At 69.7% G+C, this 22,630-nt stretch carries 16 protein-coding genes and 1 pseudogene; 6 read left to right on the top strand and 11 right to left on the bottom strand.

What is annotated here, in order from left to right:
• The first annotated feature begins 134 nt into the window (after positions 1–134).
• On the top strand, positions 135–1,370 hold the full coding sequence (locus tag H7I87_RS16580; RefSeq protein ID WP_264002774.1) for an IS256 family transposase: 1,236 nt from the start codon (positions 135–137) through the stop codon (positions 1,368–1,370).
• A gap of 258 nt (positions 1,371–1,628) precedes the next feature.
• Here the strand turns inward: H7I87_RS16580 and H7I87_RS16575 are convergent, their stop codons facing one another.
• Entirely contained in the window at positions 1,629–2,048 is a 420-nt protein-coding gene (locus tag H7I87_RS16575) for an LppA family lipoprotein (protein ID WP_230584094.1), read from the bottom strand.
• Positions 2,049–2,227: 179 nt separating this feature from the next.
• Here H7I87_RS16575 and H7I87_RS29205 point away from each other — a divergent pair.
• Positions 2,228–2,302, top strand: a pseudogene (locus H7I87_RS29205) (deoxyribodipyrimidine photolyase); the annotation flags it as partial.
• A 20-nt stretch (positions 2,303–2,322) separates the two neighbouring features.
• Here H7I87_RS29205 and hisS read toward each other — a convergent pair.
• Positions 2,323–3,585 carry a histidine--tRNA ligase gene (gene hisS / locus H7I87_RS16570; RefSeq protein ID WP_019734049.1) on the bottom strand — a complete coding sequence of 421 codons (1,263 nt, stop codon included), beginning with the start codon at positions 3,583–3,585 and terminating at the stop codon, positions 2,323–2,325.
• Between the two features lie 3 nt (positions 3,586–3,588).
• Positions 3,589–4,245 carry an MBL fold metallo-hydrolase gene (locus H7I87_RS16565; protein WP_019734048.1) on the bottom strand — a complete coding sequence of 219 codons (657 nt, stop codon included), beginning with the start codon at positions 4,243–4,245 and terminating at the stop codon, positions 3,589–3,591.
• A 109-nt stretch (positions 4,246–4,354) separates the two neighbouring features.
• On the opposite strand from H7I87_RS16565, the gene H7I87_RS16560 reads away from it, so the two are divergent.
• Positions 4,355–5,242, top strand: coding sequence for a peptidylprolyl isomerase (locus H7I87_RS16560; protein ID WP_019734047.1), 888 nt, complete (start codon positions 4,355–4,357; stop codon positions 5,240–5,242).
• Between the two features lie 30 nt (positions 5,243–5,272).
• The gene (locus H7I87_RS16555; protein ID WP_033727114.1) at positions 5,273–6,925 is read left to right on the top strand and encodes a protein kinase domain-containing protein; all 1,653 of its coding nucleotides are present in this window, start codon (positions 5,273–5,275) and stop codon (positions 6,923–6,925) included.
• Between the two features lie 3 nt (positions 6,926–6,928).
• Here H7I87_RS16555 and H7I87_RS16550 read toward each other — a convergent pair whose 3' ends face one another.
• From H7I87_RS16550 to yajC, 6 genes are all read right to left on the bottom strand, one after another.
• Positions 6,929–9,295, bottom strand: coding sequence for a RelA/SpoT family protein (locus H7I87_RS16550; protein ID WP_009977758.1), 2,367 nt, complete (start codon positions 9,293–9,295; stop codon positions 6,929–6,931).
• Positions 9,296–9,338: 43 nt separating this feature from the next.
• Positions 9,339–9,881 (bottom strand): adenine phosphoribosyltransferase, encoded by a 543-nt coding sequence (locus tag H7I87_RS16545; RefSeq protein ID WP_019733885.1) that lies wholly within the window; start codon positions 9,879–9,881, stop codon positions 9,339–9,341.
• 7 nt (positions 9,882–9,888) lie between these two features.
• Positions 9,889–11,556, bottom strand: a complete 1,668-nt coding sequence (locus H7I87_RS16540; protein WP_050483946.1) for an ABC transporter substrate-binding protein — start codon at positions 11,554–11,556, stop codon at positions 9,889–9,891.
• Between the two features lie 10 nt (positions 11,557–11,566).
• Complete coding sequence (gene secF, locus H7I87_RS16535; protein WP_023861193.1) at positions 11,567–12,874, bottom strand: protein translocase subunit SecF; 1,308 nt, start codon at positions 12,872–12,874, stop codon at positions 11,567–11,569.
• A gap of 2 nt (positions 12,875–12,876) precedes the next feature.
• A complete protein-coding gene (gene secD, locus H7I87_RS16530) occupies positions 12,877–14,694 on the bottom strand; it encodes a protein translocase subunit SecD (protein WP_083071341.1) in 1,818 nt (605 codons plus the stop codon).
• Between the two features lie 123 nt (positions 14,695–14,817).
• The gene (yajC, locus tag H7I87_RS16525) at positions 14,818–15,144 is read right to left on the bottom strand and encodes a preprotein translocase subunit YajC (RefSeq protein ID WP_031344283.1); all 327 of its coding nucleotides are present in this window, start codon (positions 15,142–15,144) and stop codon (positions 14,818–14,820) included.
• Positions 15,145–15,307: 163 nt separating this feature from the next.
• On the opposite strand from yajC, the gene gabT reads away from it, so the two are divergent.
• The gene (gabT, locus tag H7I87_RS16520; RefSeq protein ID WP_019732998.1) at positions 15,308–16,648 is read left to right on the top strand and encodes a 4-aminobutyrate--2-oxoglutarate transaminase; all 1,341 of its coding nucleotides are present in this window, start codon (positions 15,308–15,310) and stop codon (positions 16,646–16,648) included.
• A gap of 162 nt (positions 16,649–16,810) precedes the next feature.
• Positions 16,811–20,332, top strand: coding sequence for a carboxylic acid reductase (gene car / locus H7I87_RS16515; RefSeq protein ID WP_019732999.1), 3,522 nt, complete (start codon positions 16,811–16,813; stop codon positions 20,330–20,332).
• Between the two features lie 65 nt (positions 20,333–20,397).
• Here car and H7I87_RS16510 read toward each other — a convergent pair whose 3' ends face one another.
• Positions 20,398–21,075 carry a hypothetical protein gene (locus H7I87_RS16510; RefSeq protein WP_019733000.1) on the bottom strand — a complete coding sequence of 226 codons (678 nt, stop codon included), beginning with the start codon at positions 21,073–21,075 and terminating at the stop codon, positions 20,398–20,400.
• 479 nt (positions 21,076–21,554) lie between these two features.
• Positions 21,555–22,610, bottom strand: coding sequence for a Holliday junction branch migration DNA helicase RuvB (gene ruvB, locus H7I87_RS16505; protein WP_003872684.1), 1,056 nt, complete (start codon positions 22,608–22,610; stop codon positions 21,555–21,557).
• Positions 22,611–22,630 lie beyond the last annotated feature (20 nt).

Below are 22,630 nucleotides of genomic sequence, written 5' to 3'. Positions count from 1 at the left end.
GGTTGCGTCCAGCAGAGTGGTGTACGAGTCGGGCCTGATCAGGATGCCCGGCGTGTCGTAGCCGAACGAATGAAGGTCATCGCGTGATTCTTCGAGGGACCGTCCAAAGTCACTCGAGCAAAGGAATCAACGCGATGACCACTGCCCACGATATCGACTGGCCACAGCTGTTGAGCGAACGACTCACTGCCACCCACCCCGATGTCCTGCGCGAACTGCTGGCGACGTTCATCCACACGCTGATGGGTGCAGAGGCCGACGCGCAGTGCGGTGCGGAATATGGCCAACGCAGCGCCGAACGCACTAACCAGCGCAATGGTTATCGCCATCGCCAATTCGACACTCGCGCAGGTTCATTGGATCTTGCGATCCCCAAGCTGCGGCACGGCTCGTATTTTCCGGACTGGCTGCTGGAACGCCGCAAACGAGCCGAGCGGGCACTGACCACGGTGGTGGCCACCTGCTATCTGCTCGGGGTGTCGACACGGCGGATGGACAAGCTCGTCGAGACGCTGGGCATCACGTCGTTGTCGAAGTCGCAGGTCTCGGTGATGGCCAAGGAACTCGACGCCGCGGTCGAAGCCTTCCGGACCCGCCCGCTCGATGCCGGCCCGTACACCTTCGTGGCCGCCGACGCCCTGGTCCTCAAGGTCCGCGAGGCCGGTCGGGTGGTCAACGTGCACGCGTTGATCGCGGTCGGTGTCAACGCCGAGGGCTACCGCGAAATCCTGGGCATCGACGCCACCACCGCCGAAGACGGCGCCGGCTGGTTGACGTTCTTGCGGTCGCTGACCGCCCGCGGTCTGTCCGGCGTCCGGCTGGTCACCTCCGACGCTCACCCCGGGCTGCTGGCCGCCATCNGGGCGACGCTGCCCGGGGCGTCCTGGCAGCGCTGCCGAACGCACTACGCGACAAACCTGATGGCCGTGACCCCGAAGTCGTCCTGGCCGTGGGTGCGCACCCTGCTGCACTCGGTTTACGACCAGCCTGACGCTGATTCGGTTGCCGCTCAATATGATCGGATCGTCGATGCGCTTGCCGACAAGCTACCCAAGGTCGCCGACCACCTGGAGAACGCCCGTGCGGACCTGCTGGCGTTCACCGCGTTCCCCAAGCAGATCTGGCGCCAAATCTGGTCCAACAATCCCCAGGAGCGGCTCAACAAGGAAATCCGTCGACGCACCGACGTCGTCGGGATCTTCCCCGACCGCGACGCCCTGATCCGCCTCGTCGGCGCCGTGCTGGCCGAACAGCATGACGAATGGGCCGAATCTCGGCGCTACCTCGGGCTCGACGTCCTCAGCAAATCCCGCGCCGACCACACCCCATCAACAGAGCAGGAGGACACCCCCGCGGCACTGACCGCCTGAACCATCACCCCGAAGAATCACACGACGACGTCGTACACCACGCAAATCCCGCGCCGACCACACCCCATCAACAGAGCAGGAGGACACCCCCGCGGCACTGACCGCCTGAACCATCACCCCGAAGAATCACACGACGACGTCGTACACCACATCACTGGACTTGACCCGGCGCTCAGCCTTGGGCCACAACGTGTTTCGTCAGATCGCGGTGAGAGACGCTCGCCGAATCCCTACTCGGGAGTCGTGCTCGTGCGCGATCTATTTCTTGTCGCGCGGTAGTCGGCAGCCCGTGTAGCCCGACACAACGAGGTTTCCCCGGTAACCCACTTTGATGAAGATGCCGGTGGGGCCGTAGAAGCCGACGTCGTGGTTTCCGGGGTTGTTCTGCATCACCTGGATTTCAGTGGCGTCGATCTTGGCCGCGGCCTGTTTGGCGGCCTCTTGGATTGTTGCCCACTGCTGCTCGGAGACCGACACGTTGGCGGCAACTTGATCCGGCAGGAAGTAGCCTCGCCCGTCCGTTTGTTCATACGGTTTTTCGCAGCCTAAGCCTGAGCCCTCGTGCGGTGTTTCCCACGTAACCGAGGGGACCACTTTGCCTGCTGTCGCGGTGATTTCGTTCATGGCGGCTTGGACCTGAGCTTGGGTGTCCTCGAACGACGGCAGAGATTTCAGCACTTGCAGGGCCTTGGCGGCGTGGTGTCGGCGCATCGGGTTGGTTCACGTGGCATCCTCCTGCGGCTAGTGCAATTGCGGCCACGGCCGTGCACAGGATCCGGTGGCGTTGTTGGTTCTGGCGTCGTGTCATCTGGTGGTCGCTCACTTCGTGGTAACCGCCTTGTCTCCCAGGCCAGCGAGGACGGCGAATCCTGGGGCTGTTCTTCTCGATCCTGACCCTGATCGTCGTCATCGTCATCCCCAGCAAGAAATGACGCGACGGCCGCAGCTAAGGCTAGCGGCCCAGCTGTGAAAGAACTTCGGCGACAACGGAATCCGGTTCCACCGACACCTGCGAGCCGGTCTGCAGATCCTTCACGCCCACCGTGCCGGCGTCGATGTCGCGATCGCCGAGAACCAGGGCGATGCGGGCACCGGAGCGGTCGGCCGCGCGCATCGCGCCCTTGAGCCCCCGCGCGCCGTAGGCCATGTCGACGCGCACGCCGGCGGCGCGCAGCCCGGCGGCCAGCACGGCCAGCCGCAGCTTGGCCTGATCGCTCAGCGGGACGCCGAAGACGTCGCAGCGCGCCGCCGAGCCCACGCTCTTGCCCTCGGCGCGCAGCGCCAGCAGGGTACGGTCCACGCCGAGCCCAAATCCGATGCCGGACAAGTCTTGTCCGCCGAGCTGACGCATCAGCCCGTCGTAGCGGCCACCGCCGCCGATGCCGGATTGGGCGCCGAGACCGTCGTGCACGAACTCGAACGTGGTCTTGGTGTAGTAGTCGAGCCCGCGCACCATGCGCGGGTTGATCACGTAGGGCACCCCGAGCGCGTCCAGGTGCGCCAGCACGGTGTCGAAGTGTTGTTTGGCCGCATCGGAGAGGTGATCGAGCAGCACCGGCGCGTCGGCCGTCATCGCCCGCACCTCGGGCCGTTTGTCGTCGAGGACGCGCAATGGATTCAGCCGAGCGCGCCGCCGGGTTTCTTCGTCGAGGTCGAGACCGAACAGGAAGTCCTGCAACAGTTCCCGGTATTGCGGACGGCAGCTGTCGTCGCCCAGCGAGGTGATCTCCAAGCGGAACCCGTCCAGCCCCAGCGAGCGGAACCCGGCGTCGGCGATGGCGATCACCTCGGCATCCAGCGCCGGGTCGTCCACCCCGATCGCCTCCACACCGACCTGCTGCAGCTGGCGGTAGCGACCGGCCTGGGGACGCTCGTAGCGGAAAAACGGTCCCGCATAACACAATTTGACCGGCAGCGTGCCCCGGTCCAGGCCGTGCTCGATCACCGCGCGCACCACGCCAGCCGTACCCTCGGGGCGCAGCGTCACCGAGCGGTCGCCGCGGTCGGCGAAGGTGTACATCTCCTTGGACACCACATCGGTGGATTCGCCGACGCCGCGGGCGAACAGCGCGGTGTCCTCGAAGATGGGCAACTCGATGTCGCCGTACCCGGCGCGGCGGGCGGCGTCCAGTAGGCCGGAGCGGACCGCGACGAACTGCGCCGAGCCCGGCGGCACGTAGTCGGGCACACCCTTGGGAGCGCTGAATTCCGGCACGGGCTACAGGCCTTCGAGGAACGGGTTGAGGCGCCGTTCGGCGCCGATGGTGGTGGCGTTGCCGTGCCCGGGCAGCACCACGGTGTCGTCGTCGAGCACCAGGAGTTTGTCGACGATCGACGTCAGCAGGTCGCGTCCGCTGCCGCCGAACAGGTCGGTGCGTCCCACCGAACGTTCGAACAGGGTGTCGCCGGTGAACACGACCTGCTTGTCCGACGACACCCGGAAGCACATCGATCCGCGGGTGTGCCCCGGCGTGTGGTCGACGTTGACGGTGACGCTGCCCAGGTCGAGCTTGTCGCCGTCCCGGTCCAGCTCGACCACCTGCCTGGGCTCCCGGAAGAAGGCGCCCGCCGCCAGCTGCGCCAGCCGCGGACCCAGGCCGTAGATGGGGTCTTTCAGCATGAACCTGTCCTCGGGATGGATGTAGGTCGGGCAGCCGTAGGTGTCGGACACCTTCTGCGCCGACCACATGTGGTCGATGTGCCCGTGGGTCAGCAACACCGCCGCCGGGGTCAGCCGGTGCCGGTCCAGGATGCGCCGCAACGGGCCCATCGCCCGCTGCCCGGGGTCCACGATCACGGCGTCCGTCCCCGGCCGCTGCGCCAGCACATAGCAGTTGCACGCCAACATGCCGGCGGGAAATCCGGTGATCAACACGGTTCCCAGTTTCCCACGGGGCCCACTTGACACGGCTCGCGGCGCCCACATTAGCCTGAGTTGGCCAGCTGGGGCAGCAAGATTCACCGACCATGGAGGCATAGCGGCCGTGCCGACCAACGAACAACGACGCGCCAACGCCAAACGCAAGCTGGAACGGCAGCTGGAGCGCCGCGCCAAGCAGGCCAGGACGCGACGGATCCTGCTGATCGCGGCCGGCTCGATCGTGGCGGTGGCGGTGATCGCGGCGGTGGTCGTCACGGTCCTCAACAACAGGCACGAACACAAGGCCAGCACCGCGGCACCGTCCACCAGCACCAGCGCGCCGGAGACCACGACGCCCGGGCAGCCGAGCCAGGTTCCGCCGCTGCCGCCGTTCAAGCCGTCGGCCGACGTGGGCGCCAACTGTCAGTACCCGCCGTCGCCGGAGCCGGCGGCCAAGCAGGTCAAGCCGCCCCGCACCGGCAAGGTGCCCACCGATCCCGCACAGGTGAGCGCCAGCATGGTGACCAACCAGGGCCACATCGGCCTGATGCTGGCCAACAACGAATCCCCTTGCACCGTAAACAGTTTCGCGAGCCTCATCGGTCAGAAGTACTTCGACAACACCAAATGCCACCGGCTCACCACCTCGCCGTCCCTGGGCGTCCTGCAGTGCGGCGATCCCAAGGGCGAGGGCACGGGCGGACCGGGCTACCAGTTCGCCAACGAATACCCGACCGACCAGTACCCGCCCAACGACCCCAAGGCGCAGCAACCCGTCCTCTACCCGCGCGGCACCCTGGCCATGGCCAACGCCGGGCCCGGCACCAACGGCAGCCAATTCTTCATGGTGTACAAGGACTCCCAACTGCCGCCGCAGTACACCGTTTTCGGCAAGATCCAGGACGACGGGCTCGCCACGCTGGACAAGATCGCCAAAGCCGGTGTCGCCGGGGGCGGCGAGGACGGGGCCCCCGCCACCGAGGTCACCATCACCTCGGTGCTGCTGGACTGATTCGCGCCGTCGACGGCTTATGGTCATGGGGTGACGCTGGATCCGGACTCGTTCGGTCACTACCGAATCCTGGAGTTGCTGGGTCGCGGCGGGATGGGGCGGGTGTACCGCGCCTACGACGCGACGACGGACCGGGTGGTCGCGCTGAAGGTGCTGCCGCCGCACCTGGCCGAAGACCAGGACTTCCAGCAGCGTTTCCGCCGGGAGGCACGCATCGCCGCCGGTCTCAACGACCCGCACGTGGTGCCGATCCACGGCTACGGCGAGATCGACGGCCGGCTCTATGTCGACATGCGGCTGATCGAGGGCCGGGACCTGGCGCACTACATCACCGAAAACGATGGCCGGCTCAGCCCGCAGCGGGCCGTCGCGGTGATCGAACAGGTTGCGGCGGCGCTGGATAGCGCGCACCGGGCGGGGTTGATCCACCGCGATGTCAAGCCGATGAACGTCTTGGTCACCACCGCACGCGATTTCGTCTATCTGATCGACTTCGGCCTGGCCCGCGCGCAGGCCGACACGGCGCTCACCCAGACCGGCGCCACCATGGGCACCGTCGCCTACATGGCCCCCGAGCGCTTCACCGGCACCACCGATCACCGCGCCGACGTCTACTCGCTGGCCTGCGTCTTGCACGAATGCCTGACCGGGAAGCGCCCGTTCGCCGGCGACAGCCTCGAAGAACAGCTCAACGCGCATCTGAACACGGCGCCACCGCGGCCGTCGGCAACCGCGCCGGAGGTGCCTGCGGCCTTCGACGCGGTGATCGCCCGCGGCATGGCCAAGGACCCCGAGCGGCGGTACCAATCGGTGACCGAGCTGGCCGAGGCGGCCAGGGCCGCCCTGGCGCCGGGGGCGGTCGAAAAGCCTTCCGCGCCAACGCCGCAACCCCGGGCTGCGCGCCGGGTGCGGGCGGCCGTCGTCGGCGCGTCGGCCCTGACGCTGGCCGTGGTGGCGGCGGTGGTCGTCGCGATGGTGACGCACGGCCACGGCTCGCGCGGGGCGGCGCCGAAGACGCCCGGCTCCCCGGCACCCGGCCGGACCGCGCCGCCGCTGCCGGCCTTCGTGGCGCCGCCGGACCTGGGCGCCAATTGCCAATACCGGGCGGTGCCGGATCCGTCCTCGCGGCCGGTCAGCCCGCCCCCGTCGGGCCGGGTGCCGACCACGCCCGGACAGATCGGCGCGGTCATCGCCACCAACCTCGGCGACATCGGCATCAACCTGGCCAACTCCGAATCACCCTGCGCGGTCAACAGTTTCATCAGCCTGGCCCGGCAGCGGTTCTTCGACAACACCCAGTGCGCCCGGCTGGTCGACTCCCCCGACGGCGGATCGCTGTTGTGCGGCGGCCCCGACGTGGACGGCTCCGGCGGCCCCGGCTACGAATTCGCCGACGAGTATCCCGCCAACCAGTACCGGCCCGACGACCCCGCGCTGCGAGCGACGCTGCTGTACCCGCGCGGCACCGTCGTGATGGCCACCGAGGGCCCCAACACCAACGGCAGCCAATTCGCGTTGATCTTCCACGATTCCGAGATGGACCCGCAGAGCACGGTTTTGGGCACCATAGACCCGGCCGGGCTGGCGACGCTGGACAAGATCGCCCGGGCCGGCATCGCCGGTAACCGGCCGAGCGGCCCGCCGGCCAACCCGGTGACCATCACCTCGGTGCGAATCGGCTAGGGCTCAGGCGGCGGAGGTCACCCGGTAGACGTCGTAGACGCCTTCGACGTTGCGCACCACGTTGAGCAGGTGGCCGAGGTGCTTGGGGTCGCCCATCTCAAAGGTGAAGCGGCTGATGGCAACCCGGTCACCGGAGGTGGTGACCGACGCGGACAGGATGTTGACCTTCTCGTCGGCCAGCACCCGGGTGACGTCGGACAACAGCCGGTGCCGGTCGAGCGCCTCGACCTGAATGGCCACCAGGAACACCGACGACGGCGACGGCGCCCAGTGCACCTCGATGATGCGCTCGGACTGCTGCTGCAGCGAGGCGGCGTTGGTGCAGTCGGTGCGGTGCACGCTCACCCCGCCGCCGCGGGTGACGAACCCCATGATCTGGTCCCCAGGCACCGGCGTGCAGCATTTGGCCAGCTTGGTCAGCACGCCCGGGGCACCGGGCACCGACACGCCGACGTCGTCGCTGCTGCGCGGGCGGCGCAGCATGGTGGTCGGGGTGGACCGCTCGGCGAGGTCCTCCTCGGCCTGGTCGATGCCGCCGAGCTCGGCCAGCAGCCGCTGCACCACGTGCCGGGCCGACACATGCCCCTCACCGATCGCGGTGTAGAGGGCCGACACGTCGGCGTAGTGCAGTTCGCGGGCCACCGCGCTCATGGATTCGGCATTGACCAAGCGCTGCAACGGAAGTCCGCCGCGGCGCACCTCGCGGGCCATCGCGTCCTTGCCGGCCTCCAGGGCCTCCTCGCGCCGCTCCTTGGCGAACCACTGCCGGATCTTGGCCTTGGCCCGCGGTGACACCACGAACTGCTGCCAGTCCCGCGACGGGCCGGCGTTGGCCGCCTTGGAGGTGAAAACCTCGACGACTTCCCCGTTTTCCAGCTTGCGTTCCAGCGCCACCAGCCGGCCGTTGACCCGGGCGCCGATGCAGCGGTGCCCGACTTCGGTGTGCACGGCGTAGGCGAAGTCGATCGGCGTCGACCCGGTGGGCAGGGTGATCACGTCGCCCTTGGGGGTGAACACGAAGATCTCTTGTACCGCAAGGTCATAGCGCAGCGACTCGAGGAATTCGCCCGGGTCGGCGGCTTCCCGCTGCCAGTCGAGCAGCTGGCGCATCCAGGCCATGTCGTCAATCTCGGCGGCGGCGTGCGGGTGCGGAACGCCGTTGCGGCCCTTGGCTTCCTTGTAGCGCCAGTGCGCGGCGATGCCGTACTCGGCGGTGCGGTGCATGTCGCGGGTGCGGATCTGCACCTCCAGCGGCTTGCCCTCCGGCCCGACGACGGTGGTGTGCAGCGACTGATAGACGCCGTAGCGCGGCTGGGCGATGTAGTCCTTGAACCGCCCGGCCATCGGCTGCCACAGTGAATGCACCACGCCCACAGCGGCATAGCAGTCCCGGATCTCGTCGCACAGGATGCGGATGCCGACCAGGTCGTGGATGTCGTCGAAGTCGCGGCCCTTGACGATCATCTTCTGGTAGATCGACCAGTAGTGCTTGGGCCGGCCCTCCACCGTCGCCTTGATCTTCGACGCGTTCAGCGTGTTGATGATCTCGGCCCGCACCTTGGCCAGGTAGGTGTCCCGCGACGGGGCCCGGCCGGCGACCAGCCGGACGATCTCGTCGTACTTCTTGGGATGCAGGATGGCGAACGATAGGTCCTCCAACTCCCACTTGACACTGGCCATACCCAGCCGATGGGCAAGGGGCGCAATGACTTCCAGCGTCTCGCGGGCCTTGCGGGCCTGCTTCTCCGGCGGCAGGAACCGCATGGTGCGCATGTTGTGCAGCCGGTCGGCGACCTTGATCACCAGCACCCGCGGGTCGCGGGCCATCGCGGTGATCATCTTGCGGATGGTCTCGCCCTCGGCGGCGCTGCCCAGCACCACCCGGTCCAGCTTGGTCACCCCGTCGACCAGATGACCGACCTCTTCGCCGAATTCCTCGGACAGCTGGGCCAGGGTGTAGCCGGTGTCCTCGACGGTGTCGTGCAACAGCGCGGCCACCAAAGTGGTGGTGTCCATGCCCAATTCGGCCAGGATGGTGGCGACGGCCAGCGGATGGGTGATGTAGGGGTCGCCGGAGTGGCGCAACTGGCTGGCGTGCCGCTGGTCGGCGACCTCGAAGGCGCGCTGCAGCAGCTGCACGTTGGCCTTGGGGTAGATCTCGCGGTGCATCGCCACCAGCGGCTCCAGCACCGGGTTGAGCGTGCTGCGCTGGGCGGTCATCCGCCGGGCCAGCCGGGCGCGGACCCGGCGCGACGCGCTGCTGGACGTCTTGAGCGATTCGGTCGGCGGCTCGGGAGTCTCGATCACCGGGTTGGGCGGCGACTCCGCCGGCGCGTCAAGCGCTTGCGCCGCGCTGTTTTCCTCCGCCACGATGCTCACCTCCGAATTCGAGGATATCTCCGATGTCGCGGGGCTACTGGCAAGTCAGGCTGTGCACCGGCAACGGCGCCAGCGCCGCCCGCCCGCCCAGCGCACCGAGTTCGAACACCACCGCCGCCGCGGTCACGGTGGCGCCGGTGCGCCGCAGCAGCCGGGCCGCCGCGGCCAGGGTACCGCCGGTGGCCAGCACGTCGTCGATGATCACGATGCGCCGCCCACGCAGGTCGATGCCGTCGGCGGGGATCTCCAGGGTGGCGCTGCCGTATTCCAGGTCGTAGCGCTCGGCGTGCACCGGCGGCGGCAGTTTGCCGCCCTTGCGGATGGCCAGCACCCCGGTGTGCAGCCGGTCGGCCACGGCCGCCGCGACCAGGAACCCGCGCGAGTCGATGCCGGCCACCAGGTCGGCGCCGGACGCGTGCCGGGCCAGCGCGCCGGTGACGGCGGTCATCGCCGTCGCGTCGGCGAACAGCGGGGTGAGGTCCTTGAACTGGATGCCGGGCTTGGGGAAATCGGGCACCTGCCGGGTCAGCGACGCGACGAGCTCCGCGACCGGCGTCGCTTCGCCGGCGTCCGTCATGCCGACCTCACTGCACCAGGGCCCATCGGTCCATGTTCCACCCCGCGCCCCACCGGGTGGGGTTCTTGCTCACCGCGTACATCTTCTTGGAGATCAGCAGGGTGCGCTGCTGCCGGTACAGCGGCAGCGTGGGCAGGTCGCCCCACAGCACCGGGGCGGTCTCGGCCAGCAGCCGGACCCGCTCGGCGGGGTCGGCCGACACCGCCAGCGCCCCGATCGCGTTGTCCACCTGCGGATTGGAGTAGCCGGACAGGTTGTTGCCGTTGCCGGTGTGCAGGGCGTAGGCGTCCATCGCCGACGACCCGCTCGACCCGCTGCCGGTCGCCCCGCCGGTGCTGGCCAGCAGCGCGTCGATCTTGCCGTCCCGCAGCGCCTGCGGGCCCGCGCTGTCCAGGGTGACCCCGGAGACGGTGATGCCGGCCGGGGCGCAGGCCTTGGTGATGACGCCGACGTTGACCGCGAGCCGGGCGTTGGGCCCCTGGTAGCCGATGCGCACCGCGAGCGGCGCGCCGCCCAGCGCCTCGCGGGCGGCGACCGGGTCGGCCTTGCCGAACGGGGCGGCCTCGGCGGCGCCGTCGCCCGCGGAGACGGCGTCGTCGACGGCCGGGTCCAGGCGGGAGTTGGCGATCGGCGTCCCGGCGTCCTTGGCCAGCACGTCGCGGGGGGTGCACAGCGCGAACGCGCGGCGGGCCTTGGGCGCCGACAGCGGCCCCTGCGGGGCGAAGATCAGCTGCTCGATGCCGTCGGAGGGGGCGTCGGAGCGGTCGTAGTTGTCCGGCGTGGCCAGCGTACCCGAGGAGCCGGCGGCCACGTCGACCACGTCGACGCTGCGGTTGTTGACCCGGTCCTGGATGTCGGGGCCCTGCGGCCACACGGTGATCCGCTTGGTGATGGCCTTGGGGCCCCACCACCGGTCGTTGGCGACCAGCACCACCGCGCCGCCGTCCAGGACGGCCTGCAGCTTGTAGGGCCCCGACGACGGGAAGTGCTTGACGATCTCCTCACCCTTCAGCCCGGGTTTGAGGTCCCAGATGGTGTTCCACAGCCTGGCGATCTGCGCCACCAGCGGCGCGTTGTGGCTGAGCAGGGCCGCGGTGACGTCGACGTTGAGCTGGTCGGCGATGACGTGCGACGGCATCAGCGTGGTCGCGGTGAACAGCTGGTTGTAGTCGACGATGCCGCGGTCGGGGACGAAGGACACCCGGGCCTTCTTCTGCCCGGGCATGCATTCGACGTTGGCGATGTCGAGGTAGCCGGCCTGGGTGGCGGCGTTGAACTCCGGGTACCGGCCGGACTGGGCGGCCCAGGCCAGCACGATGTCGTCGCAGGTCACCGGCTTGCCGTCGGAGTAGACGGCGTTGTCGGCGATCTGGTAGTCGAGCACCAGCGGGGTGCCGCCGACCACCGAGACGGTGCCGAAGTCGCGGTCGGGGACGGTTTGCCCGTCGGGGCCGTGATAGCTGAACCCGACGAGGGTGCGGGCGAACGCCTGCGCTCCGGCCGAGGCGGCGCCGACGACGGTGTTGGGGTTGTAGCTGCTCAGCGGCCCGTCGACGACGTAGTCGATCTCGGCCGCGGCGCTGCCCGCGCAGCCGGCCAGGGTGACGCCCGCGACGACCAGCACGGCCACACCGATGCCCACCCACCCCGTCAGGCCGCGACGGCCGATGCGGATGGCCACGTGTCTACCGCCGGCCGATGTTCCGCTTGCCGGTCGGACGCCGGGCGCCGGTGGGCCGCACCGGGCGGGCGCCCGGCGCCGGCTTGCTCGGCGCGGGCCGGGACGACCGCGACTCCCGCTCGGCCTCGGTGGCCTCGTCCCCGGACCCGGCGGGAGTCTCGGCGGCGTCGTCGGCGGTGCTCTCGGCGCTCGCCCGCGCGCCGCCGGCGCGCCGCTTGAGCACCCGGCGGGTGTGGGTGCGCACCAGCTCGGTGCGCTCGCGCAGCGTGACCAGCAGCGGGGTGGCGACGAAGATCGACGAGTAGGTGCCCACCAGGATGCCGACCAGCTGCACCAGCGCCAGGTCCTTCAGCGTGCCGACGCCCAGCAGCCAGACCGCCACCACCATCAGCGCCAGCACCGGCAGCACGCCGATCAGGCTGGTGTTGATGGAGCGCATGAACGTCTGGTTGATCGCCAGGTTGGCCTGCTCGGCGAAGGTGCGCCGGTTGGTGTGCTGGAAGTCGCGGGTGTTCTCCTCGACCTTGTCGAACACGATGACGGTGTCGTAGAGCGAGAAGCCCAGGATCGTCAGCAGGCCGATGACGGTGGCCGGGGTGACCTCGAAGCCCACCAGCGAGTACACGCCGGCCGTCACGGTCAGGTCGAAGAACATCGCCGCGATGGCGGCCAGCGTCATGTACCGCTCGTAGCGGACGGTGATGTAGAGCCCGACCAGCGCCAGGAACACCACCAGCGCGATCAGCGCCTTGTCGGTGATCTGGTCGCCCCAGGTCTCCGAGACCGCCGAGTCGCTGATGGCCTGCTTGCTGGGCTTGCCGTCGGCGCCCTTGGGTCCGAACGCGTCGAACAGCGCGTTGCGCAGCTTGGTGGTCTGGTCGTTGGTCAGCGTCTCGGAGCGGATCTGCACGGTGGCCGCGGCGCCGTTGCCGACCACGACCACCGACTCCGGGTCGGTGCCGAGGGTCTTGCGGAACACCTCCTGCACCTGCGCGGTGTGCACCGTGCCGTGCGTCCCGGCGGCGGGCATCGACACCGTGGTGCCGCCGTTGAAGTCGATGCCGAAGGTGAAGCCGCGCAGCGCGATGGACAGGATCGCGACCGCGACGATCGCGCCGCTGATGCCGAACCACAGCCGGCGCCGCCCGACCACCTCGAACGCGCCGGTGCCGGTGTAGAGGCGGGACAGGAAGCTGTGCCGCGGCAGCCCGGCCGCGGCGGCGTCGCTGTCGGTCAATTCCGAAGCGCCCGAAGAGGTTTCGGTGATCTCGGTCGCGCCCTTGGCGGCTTTGGAGGCCTTGGAGGAAGTCATCGCTATCCCTGTCCCGTGCTCACGTGCGCCGCCGCCCGGCGTTCGCGGGCGACCTGCTGAACAGCGCCCAGGCCGTTGTAGGCCGGCTTGGCCAGCGTCGGCGACTTGGACGCCAGGTATACCAGCGGCCAGGTCACCAGGAACACCACCACCAGGTCCAGGATCGTGGTGAGGCCCAGCGTGAACGCGAAGCCCTTCACCTGGCCGATGGCCAGGAAGTACAGCACGGCCGCGGCCAGGAAGGTGACCGCGTTGCCCGAGACGATCGTCTTACGCGCCCGCGTCCAACCGCGGGGCACCGCCGAGCGGAAGGTGCGGCCTTCGCGGATCTCGTCCTTGATGCGCTCGAAGAAGACCACGAAGGAGTCGGCGGTGGTGCCGATGCCGATGATCAGACCGGCGATGCCGGCCAGGTCCAGCGTGTAGTTGATGTACCTGCCCAGCAGGATCAGGATCGCGAAAACCATTGCGCCCGAAGCGGCCAACGACAGCGCGGTGAGCAGGCCCAGCACCCGGTAGTACAGCAGCGAATACAGCAACACCAGCAGCAGGCCGATGGCACCGGCGATCAGCCCGGCGCGCAGCGAGGTCAATCCCAGTGTGGCCGAGACGGTTTGGGCCTCCGATGACTGGAAGGACAGTGGCAACGACCCGTACTTGAGGACGTTGGCCAGCTGCTTGGCGGTGGCCGCGGTGAAGGGCGGGTCGCCGCCGCTGATCTGGGTGCGCCCGCCCGGGATCGCTTCCTGGATCATCGGGGCGCTGACGACCTGGGAGTCCAGGGTGAACGCGGTCTGGGTGCCGATGTGGGCGGCGGTGAAGTCCGCCCAGGTGTTGGCGGCGGCGGGTTTGAACTGCAGGTCGACGACGAAGCCGATGCCGCGCTGGTTCTGGCTCGCGCTGGCGTCCTTGATCTGGTCGCCGCTGATGATCGACGGGCCGAGCAGGTAGGCCACCTTGTGGTCGGTCGAGCAGGTGATCAACGGCTGGGCGGGGTCGTCGTTGCCGGCCAGGATGTCGTCCTTGTCGCAGCGAGTGGCCTGGAATTGCAGGGCCAGGAACTGGATGCCCTGACGGGTGCTCTGCCGCCACTTCTTCTCCTCGGCGATGCGCTCGGCGAGGTCCTTGCGCGGATCCGGCGGGGCGGGTTGCTCGCCGGGCGGCGCCTCCCCTGGAGCCGGGGCCGGAGCGGGCGCCGGGGCCGGGCCGGGCGCCGGGGCCGGAGCGGGCGCCGGGCTGGGCGACGGCGGCGGGTCCTGCGGGTAGGGCCGCGGCTGAGCGGGTGCGGCGCCCGGCTGGGCGGGCGCGGGCTGGGCGGGCGCGGGTACGGGCTGGCCGGGGGCCGGCTGCCCCGGCGCGGGCGCGGGCTGGCCCGGTGCGGGCTGGCCGGGCGCAGGTTGCCCGGGCTGGCGCGGCGCGGGCTTGGGCTCGCCGCTTTGCGCCGGCATCGAGTTGAGCACCGGGCGGATGTAGAGGCGGGCGGTCTGGCCCAGGTTGCGGGCCTCGTTGCCGTCGTTGCCGGGGACCGTGATGATCAGGTTGTCGCCGTCGACCACCACCTCCGAACCCGACACGCCCAGCCCGTTGACCCGGGCGCTGATGATCTGCTGCGCCTGGGCCAGCGCCTCACGGCTGGGCGCCGACCCGTCGGGCGTGCGCGCGGTCAGCGTGACGCGGGTGCCGCCCTGCAGATCGATGCCGAGCTTGGGCGCGGCCCGCTTGTCCCCGGTGAGGAACACCAGCAGGTAGACGCCCACGAGCAGCAGCAAGAAGACCGAGAGGTAGCGGGCGGGGTGCACCGGCACGGACGACGATGCCACGTTCCTTCAATCTCCTCGAGAATCGGTTCCTTGCCCCGGACAGAGCCTAGAAAAGACTACGTGGCCGCGGCCCGACGGTTGCGCGAGCGGTCCGCCGGCGCGGCATTCGGCGCGGGATGGCCGTCAGGAATCCTTGCTGACCGAGCCCTCGCCGGCGGAATCGTCGCCGTCGACCAGGTCGTCCTCGTCGTCGGGCAGGATCCGGTCGCGGATCGCCAGCTTCATCCAGGTGGTCACCACACCCGGCGCGATCTCCAGGTCGACGGTGTCGTCGGTGAGCCCGACGACGGTGGCCTGCAGCCCGGACGTGGTGTGCACCCGGTCCCCCGGCCGCAACGACTCGTGCAGCTCGATGGTGGCCTGCATGGCGCGCCGCTGCCGGCGTGACGCGAAGTACATGAACCCGCCCATGATGAGCAGGAACGGCAGGAACAGGATCAGACTCTCCATGGACACGCCTGTCTTTCGTCGGGATTCTCGGGGCAATCGGGGGTCGAGTGTGCCCGTTCAGTCTGGCAGGCCGCGGGTCGCGCGCGGCCGCGGTGCCCGCCGGCGCCAAGCTCGATAGGCTTTGGACGCGACGTGACACGCGCGCCGCGGGGAGGAGCAACTGGTGGCCAGGCTCGTGCAGACTCGCCGGCTGGTCACCGAGATCCCCGGCCCGGCGTCGCTGGAACTGAGCAAACGCCGCGCGGCCGCGGTGTCGCACGCGGTGAACGTGTCGGTGCCGGTGTTCGTCGCCCGCGCCGGCGGCGGCATCGTCGAGGACGTCGACGGCAACCGGCTCATCGACCTCGGCTCCGGGATCGCCGTGACCACCATCGGCAACTCGGCGCCCCGGGTGGTCGACGCGGTGCGCGCCCAGGTGGCCGAGTTCACCCACACCTGCTTCATGGTGACGCCGTACGAGTCCTACGTCGCCGTCGCCGAAACGCTGAACCGGATCACCCCCGGGGCCGGTGAAAAGCGCTCGGTGCTGTTCAACTCCGGCGCCGAGGCCGTCGAGAACGCCGTCAAGGTCGCCCGCGCCTACACCCGTAAGCCGGCCGTGGTGGCCTTCGACCACGCCTACCACGGCCGCACCAACCTGGCGATGGCGCTGACCGCGAAGTCGATGCCCTACAAGGGCGGCTTCGGCCCGTTCGCGCCGGAGATCTACCGGGCGCCGCTGTCCTACCCCTACCGGGACGGGCTGCTCGACAAGGAACTGGCCACCGACGGGGAGAAGGCCGCCGCGCGGGCCATCAACATCATCGACGGCCAGATCGGCGCCGACAGCCTGGCCGCGGTGATCATCGAACCGATCCAGGGCGAGGGCGGGTTCATCGTTCCCGCCGAGGGATTCCTGCCCACCCTGCTGGACTGGTGCCGCCGCAACGACGTGCTGTTCATCGCCGACGAGGTGCAGACCGGGTTCGCGCGGTCCGGCGCCATGTTCGCCTGCGAGCACGAGGGCATCGAGCCCGACCTGATCTGCACCGCCAAGGCCATCGCCGACGGGCTGCCGCTGTCGGCGGTCACCGGCCGCGCCCAGATCATGGACGCCCCGCACGTCGGGGGCCTGGGCGGCACCTTCGGCGGCAACCCGCTGGCGTGCGCGGCGGCGCTGGCCACCATCGAGACGATCGAGAGCGACGGCCTGATCGAACGGGCCCGGCAGCTGGAACGCCTGATCACCGAACCGCTGCTGCGCCTGCAGGCCCGCGACGACCGGATCGGCGACGTCCGCGGTCGGGGCGCCATGATCGCCATCGAACTGGTGAAGTCCGGCACCGCCGAGCCGGACAAGGACCTGACCCAGCGGCTGTCCGTCGCCGCGCACGCGGCCGGCGTCATCGTGCTCACCTGCGGCATGTTCGGCAACATCATCCGGCTGCTGCCGCCGCTGACCATCAGCGACGAGCTGCTCGCCGAGGGCATCGACATTCTCGGCGGGTTGTTGGCCGACCTGTAAACCCCGTCGGGTCTCCGGCTCGGGTGCGCAATCTCACAGACACCACGGCGGCCGGGTCATGGTGGAATACCGTTACTTTAGCTAACGTTCTATACATCAGCGCCATGTCAATGCCGACAGCGCTCATTTGACTCGTTATTTTTCATTCGCAAGGGATCTGTTATGTCGACTGCCACCCATGACGAACGACTCGACCGTCGCGTCCACGAACTCATCGCCACCGACCCGCAATTCGCCGCCGCCCAACCCGACCCGGCGATCACCGCCGCCCTCGAACAGCCCGGGCTGCGGCTGCCGCAGATCATCCGGACCGTGCTCGACGGCTACGCCGACCGGCCGGCGCTGGGACAGCGCGTGGTGGAGTTCGTCACGGACGCCAAGACCGGGCGCACGTCGGCGCAGCTGCTCCCCCGGTTCGAGACCATCACGTACGGCGAAGTGGCGCAGCGTGTTTCGGCGCTGGGCCGCGCCCTGTCCGACGACGCGGTGCACCCCGGCGACCGGGTGTGCGTGCTGGGCTTCAACAGCGTCGACTACGCCACCATCGACATGGCGCTGGGCGCCATCGGCGCCGTCTCGGTGCCGCTGCAGACCAGCGCGGCAATCAGCTCGCTGCAGCCGATCGTGGCCGAGACCGAGCCCACCCTGATCGCGTCCAGCGTGAACCAGCTGTCCGACGCGGTGCAGCTGATCACCGGCGCCGAGCAGGCGCCCACCCGGCTTGTGGTGTTCGACTACCACCCGCAGGTCGACGACCAGCGCGAGGCCGTCCAGGACGCCGCGGCGCGGCTGTCCGGCACCGGCGTGGCCGTCCAGACGCTGGCCGAGCTGCTGGAGCGCGGCAAGGACCTGCCCGCCGTCGCGGAGCCGCCCGCCGACGAGGACTCGCTGGCCCTGCTGATCTACACCTCCGGGTCAACCGGCGCCCCCAAGGGCGCGATGTACCCGCAGAGCAACGTCGGCAAGATGTGGCGCCGCGGCAGCAAGAACTGGTTCGGCGAGAGCGCCGCGTCGATCACCCTGAACTTCATGCCGATGAGCCACGTGATGGGCCGAAGCATCCTCTACGGCACGCTGGGCAACGGCGGCACCGCCTACTTCGCCGCCCGCAGCGACCTGTCCACCCTGCTCGAGGACCTCGAGCTGGTGCGGCCCACCGAGCTCAACTTCGTCCCGCGGATCTGGGAGACGCTGTACGGCGAATTCCAGCGTCAGGTCGAGCGGCGGCTCTCCGAGGCCGGGGACGCCGGCGAACGTCGCGGCGTCGAGGCCGAGGTGCTGGCCGAGCAGCGCCAGTACCTGCTCGGCGGGCGGTTCACCTTCGCGATGACGGGCTCGGCGCCCATCTCGCCGGAGCTGCGCAACTGGGTCGAGTCGCTGCTCGAAATGCACCTGATGGACGGCTACGGCTCCACCGAGGCCGGAATGGTGTTGTTCGACGGGGAGATTCAGCGCCCGCCGGTGATCGACTACAAGCTGGTCGACGTGCCGGACCTGGGCTACTTCAGCACCGACCGGCCGCATCCGCGCGGCGAGCTGCTGCTGCGCACCGAGAACATGTTCCCGGGCTACTACAAGCGGGCCGAAACCACCGCGGGCGTCTTCGACGAGGACGGCTACTACCGCACCGGCGACGTGTTCGCCGAGATCGCCCCCGACCGGCTGGTCTACGTCGACCGCCGCAACAACGTGCTCAAGCTGGCGCAGGGCGAATTCGTCACGCTGGCCAAGCTGGAGGCGGTGTTCGGCAACAGCCCGCTGATCCGCCAGATCTACGTCTACGGCAACAGCGCCCAGCCCTACCTGCTGGCGGTCGTGGTGCCCACCGAGGAGGCGCTGGCCTCGGATGACCCCGAGACGCTCAAGCCCAAGATCGCCGACTCGCTGCAGCAGGTCGCCAAGGAGGCCGGCCTGCAGTCCTACGAGGTGCCGCGCGACTTCATCATCGAGACCACCCCGTTCAACCTGGAAAACGGTCTGCTGACCGGGATCCGGAAGCTGGCGTGGCCGAAACTGAAGCAGCACTACGGGGAACGGCTGGAGCAGATGTACGCCGACCTGGCCGCCGGACAGGCCAACGAGCTGGCCGAGCTGCGCCGCAACGGTGCCCAGGCGCCGGTGCTGCAGACCGTGAGCCGCGCCGCGGGCGCCATGCTGGGTTCGGCCGCCTCCGACCTGTCCCCCGACGCCCACTTCACCGATCTGGGCGGAGACTCGTTGTCGGCGTTGACATTCGGCAACCTGCTGCGCGAGATCTTCGACGTCGACGTGCCGGTGGGCGTCATCGTCAGCCCGGCCAACGACCTGGCGGCCATCGCGAGCTACATCGAGGCCGAGCGGCAGGGCAGCAAGCGCCCGACGTTCGCCTCGGTGCACGGCCGGGACGCGACCGTGGTGCGCGCCGCCGACCTGACGCTGGACAAGTTCCTCGACGCCGAGACGCTGGCCGCCGCGCCGAACCTGCCCAAGCCGGCCACCGAGGTGCGCACCGTGCTGCTGACCGGCGCCACCGGCTTCCTGGGCCGCTACCTGGCCCTGGAATGGCTGGAGCGGATGGACATGGTGGACGGCAAGGTCATCGCCCTGGTCCGGGCCCGCTCCGACGAGGAGGCACGCGCCCGGCTGGACAAGACCTTCGACAGCGGCGACCCGAAGCTGCTCGCGCACTACCAGCAGCTGGCCGCCGATCACCTGGAGGTCATCGCCGGCGACAAGGGCGAGGCCAATCTGGGCCTGGGCCAAGACGTTTGGCAACGACTGGCCGACACGGTCGACGTGATCGTCGACCCCGCCGCGCTGGTCAACCACGTGTTGCCGTACAGCGAGCTGTTCGGGCCCAACGCGCTGGGCACCGCGGAGCTGATCCGGCTGGCGCTGACGTCCAAGCAAAAGCCGTACACCTACGTGTCCACCATCGGCGTGGGCGACCAGGTCGAGCCGGGCAAGTTCGTCGAGAACGCCGACATCCGGCAGATGAGCGCCACCCGGGCGATCAACGACGGCTACGCCAACGGCTACGGCAACAGCAAGTGGGCCGGCGAGGTGCTGCTGCGCGAGGCGCACGACCTGTGCGGGCTGCCCGTCGCGGTGTTCCGCTGCGACATGATCCTGGCCGACACCACGTATGCCGGGCAGCTCAACCTGCCGGACATGTTCACCCGGCTGATGCTGAGCCTGGTGGCCACCGGGATCGCGCCCGGCTCGTTCTACGAGCTCGATGCCGACGGCAACCGGCAGCGGGCGCACTACGACGGCCTGCCGGTCGAGTTCATCGCCGCGGCGATCTCGACGCTGGGTTCGCAGATCACCGACAGCGACACCGGCTTCCAGACCTACCACGTGATGAACCCCTACGACGACGGCATCGGTCTGGACGAGTACGTCGATTGGCTGGTGGACGCCGGCTATTCGATCGAGCGGATCGCCGACTACTCCGAATGGCTGCGGCGGTTCGAGACCTCGCTGCGGGCCCTGCCGGACCGGCAGCGCCAGTACTCGCTGCTGCCGCTGCTGCACAACTACCGCACGCCGGAGAAGCCGATCAACGGGTCGATAGCTCCCACCGACGTGTTCCGGGCAGCGGTGCAGGAGGCGAAAATCGGCCCCGACAAAGACATTCCGCACGTGTCGCCGCCGGTCATCGTCAAGTACATCACCGACCTGCAGCTGCTCGGGCTGCTCTGACGGTCAAGAACGCAATCGCCCAGTCCCGTTGCGGGACTGGGCGATTGGCGTTGATCGACGGATAACTACTGCTGCGGGTGCGGCCAGCGCAGGTACGCGGCGTTGCCGCCGGCGCGGTTCTTGCGCCATCCCCGCTTCGGCTCGGGGTCGGCCGAGGTCCGCGGTTTGGTCAGCGCCCCCGAGGAGACGTCGGCCGGGTCGTAGGCCGGATCCCGGTACGGCTCAACGGCCGGCGCCGCCGGGGCGTCGGACGCCAGTGGCTGCACGTCACGGGCCAGGCGCGCGCTGGCGCGGGCCAGCACGACGCCGCCCACGAAGATGATCAGCGCGCCCAGGCCCGAGAAATAGGTGACCTCGAGCAGCGCGCGCTTGCGCTCGGTCGCGGCGATCGGGTCACCGGCCGAGCCGATGCCCAGCAGCGGGGCGAGCTGACCGCCCACCACGAACCAAGCGCCGGCCAGCACGGCCAGCCAGCCGCCCAGCATCGCCGCGACCCGGTTGCCGGCGACGATCAGCAACAGCCCACCCAGCGCGGTGGCCGCGCCCGGCGCCACCTCCAGCCAGCCGCGGGCCGAGCTCCAGGCCCAGTCTCTGTCCGGCGTGTAGGCGAAATTGAAGTGTGGACCCACAAACGGTATTAACGCCCCCCAAGCTCCCAGGATCACCAGGAGCAGTCCGCTGACCGCGCCGCGCGAGCGCGGCATGCTCAGCCCGCGGGTGTGGCCGTCCTCTGCGTATTTCATGACATCCCCTCGTTGAATACCGGCGTATTTCCGGCTGGACATGGGTACCCGGCGGTTTCCACTAGTAACCCACGCGGCGGGGTCAAAGCCACCGCCCCCGGTGGCCATTGAGGCTGGTGAGGCTGCTGTTACTGGTGAAGTCCGGCGACCCGCGGCCCTCGTCGGGGCCGCCCGCAGCCGCCCGGGGACGGTACGGCCCGCGCCCCGCTCCGCGCAGACCCACCGGCGGCACCGCCGCCGCGGCCCTCGACCCGACACCGGCGCACACACCAATGGCCTTGTGCCCCAAGAGGATTGCGTCGGTTCCCGAGGCGCCGACGGCGGCAGGGGAACGGGTTGGTGGAAGCCGGGCGCCGCGGTGGTCTCGGTCCCCGCCGGCGGTGGCGCCGACGGCGGCCCGGGCGCGCGGCGAGGTCCAGGCCAACGATTCCATCACAAAGATGTGGAGGGGCAGTAACACCGCCGGGTGGTCGAGCCGGTTAGTCGAACAGACCGGGTTGACCCAGCCCGGCGGCCCCGGCCGGGGGGACCATGCCCAAGTGTGTCCAGGCCTGGGCGGTGGCCACCCGGCCGCGCGGCGTGCGGGCCACCATGCCGGCGCGGACCAGGAACGGTTCGCACACCTCCTCGACCGTGGCGGCCTCCTCGCCCACCGCCACCGCCAGCGTCGACACCCCGACCGGGCCGCCGCCGAAGCTGCGGGTCAGCGCGGTGAGCACGGCGCGGTCCAGCCGGTCCAGGCCGAGTTCGTCGACGTCGTAGACGGCCAGCGCGGCCTTGGCGACGTCACGGGTGATCACCCCGTCGGCGCGCACCTCGGCGAAGTCGCGGACCCGGCGCAGCAGCCGGTTGGCGATCCGCGGTGTGCCGCGCGAGCGCCGGGCGATCTCCTCGGCCGCCTCGGCGCCCAGCTCGATGCCCAGGATGCCGGCCGAGCGGGCCAGCACCTGCTGCAGCTCGGCCGGCTCGTAGAAGTCCATGTGCGCGGTGAAGCCGAACCGGTCCCGCAGCGGGCCGGTCAGCGCGCCGGACCGGGTGGTGGCGCCGACCAGGGTGAACGGCGCCACCTCCAGCGGGATCGACGTCGCCCCCGGGCCCTTGCCGACCACCACGTCGACCCGGAAGTCCTCCATCGCCAGGTAGAGCATCTCCTCGGCCGGCCGGGCGATGCGGTGGATCTCGTCGATGAACAGCACGTCGTGCTCGACCAGGTTGGACAGCATGGCCGCCAGGTCGCCCGCGCGTTCCAGCGCCGGGCCGGACGTCACCCGCAGCGACGAGCCCAGCTCGGCGGCGATGATCATGGCCAGCGACGTCTTGCCCAGCCCCGGCGGGCCGGACAGAAGGATGTGATCGGGGGTGCCGCCGCGGTTCTTGGCGCCCTCGATGACCAGCTGCAGCTGTTCGCGCACCCGCGGCTGGCCGATGAATTCGCGCAGCGAGCGGGGTCGCAGGCTGACGTCGATGTCGCCTTCGCCGGGTACCAGGGCGCCCGAGACGTCGCGGTCCGACCAGTCGGCGTCATGGGCGGTCATCTGCGCCGCTCCTCCTCATC

This window comes from Mycobacterium timonense (assembly GCF_025821985.1).
Classification (GTDB): Bacteria; Actinomycetota; Actinomycetes; order Mycobacteriales; family Mycobacteriaceae; genus Mycobacterium; species Mycobacterium avium.
Note: the sequence above shows the minus strand (reverse complement) of the source record. Positions and strands in the feature narration are given on the sequence as shown.